General features: G+C 46.1%; 3 protein-coding genes. All 3 read right to left on the bottom strand.

The window, feature by feature from the left end:
- A partial coding sequence (locus OCV82_RS15110) for an IS66 family transposase (protein WP_154045206.1) occupies nt 1–668 on the bottom strand: 668 nt, incomplete at its 3' end.
- Nucleotides 669–879: 211 nt separating this feature from the next.
- The gene (gene tnpB / locus OCV82_RS15105; RefSeq protein WP_449500946.1) at nt 880–1,035 is read right to left on the bottom strand and encodes an IS66 family insertion sequence element accessory protein TnpB; all 156 of its coding nucleotides are present in this window, start codon (nt 1,033–1,035) and stop codon (nt 880–882) included.
- A gap of 46 nt (nt 1,036–1,081) precedes the next feature.
- A partial coding sequence (tnpA, locus tag OCV82_RS15100) for an IS66 family insertion sequence element accessory protein TnpA (protein ID WP_154045204.1) occupies nt 1,082–1,354 on the bottom strand: 273 nt, incomplete at its 5' end.

The raw sequence follows: 1,354 nt of genomic DNA, 5'->3' as shown, positions 1-1,354 counted from the left end.
ATTCCAAGATGGCGGTATTGCTGTATCTGACGGTAGAACGGGACATGATATTCATACTTCTGAAGCAGTATCTCGGCAAGCAGGCTGGTGTCAGCAATGCACTTGTCGACCGGCATCAGCGGCATGGGAGCTATCTCTACGCCTTTCTGTCCGGCTGGAGGAAGCAGGGTACTATCCTTGAGAGCATATTTGGGACGGATGATCACCTTGACGTAAAGCATTCCCGGCTTGTGTTTGACGACTTTTGTTATCTCTTCGCCTATTCTACGGTATAAAGACAAGTCTACGCCTTTCGGTTCTATTGTATCGGTTTCCAATACGGGCAAGTCCTCTATCATTTTGCGGTTCTGACGATTTCGTTTTACGTCTTCCACCGGTTCCTTCTCAATCTTTTCCACAGCCTCGTCCCGCTTTTCTTCCGCCTGCTGCCGGAGTCCGGAAAACTCGTCGGCAAAGAGGTCTGGCATATTAGGATCATATACGCGAAGTTTCTCCGATTTACGACCAAAGAGCTGACGGTTCAGCCATGCGACCTGAGCCGTCAACTCCTTGATACGTTCCTGCAGATTTTTTATCTGTTCGGATTGATTCTTATTAGTAGTAGACAATGAGGCTATAGAGGCATTCAGCCCTTCTATCGTCTTGAGTAAAATTTCTTTTTCTTCCATTGTCTATACTTCTTTTAATGATGTAAATATACTAACTAACAGTGAATTATGCAACAATATCCAAAGTTTACTCACATAAAAAACATGTTATACATGGTATTCCTTACGTTCGGCTCTTAACCGCCGGAGCCTCTGCTCCGGGTTTTCCTGTATTCCTTCAACCATCATCACCAGATCGCGCCACTCCATGGGATAGCTGTTTGATTTGGGATCATACTCCGGCANTTACCATACCTCCGTCTTCGGCATGAAGGAGTTTCATTAGCCTGCGGCTGGAACCGATGAAGATGAAGACATCACCGTTCCTCACTTCACTGTTCATTTTCTCATGTACCACTCCGCATAGCGAACTGATACCCTTGCGCATATCTGTCCTGCCAGGACACAGGAAGTAGCGCATCGTGTCGTTCAGGTTAAACATGACCGTTTCGAAGACTTTGGGTAAATATTTCCTTCAGCAAATCTTCAGAACCGCTCCCGAAGTGGGCACGAAGTCCATTGGGAAACAGCAGCGCAACACCATGCGGCAATTGTTCTTCTTGGGAAGACTCCGTAAATGCCTGTTTAAAACTGATAGGAGCCAACTCGTGTTTGATACTGCTCCTGTCAACGGAACATTTTCTACGCCAGTAGTGATAGGTTGAATAACTTACACCTATCTGTTGAAGGTACGACTTCAACGGCAG

Origin of the sequence: Bacteroides cellulolyticus, assembly GCF_025567135.1 — a bacterium.
Classification (GTDB): domain Bacteria; phylum Bacteroidota; class Bacteroidia; order Bacteroidales; family Bacteroidaceae; genus Phocaeicola; species Phocaeicola cellulolyticus.
The sequence above is the reverse complement of the archived record's forward strand: the minus strand, read 5'-3'. Positions and strand labels throughout refer to the sequence as shown.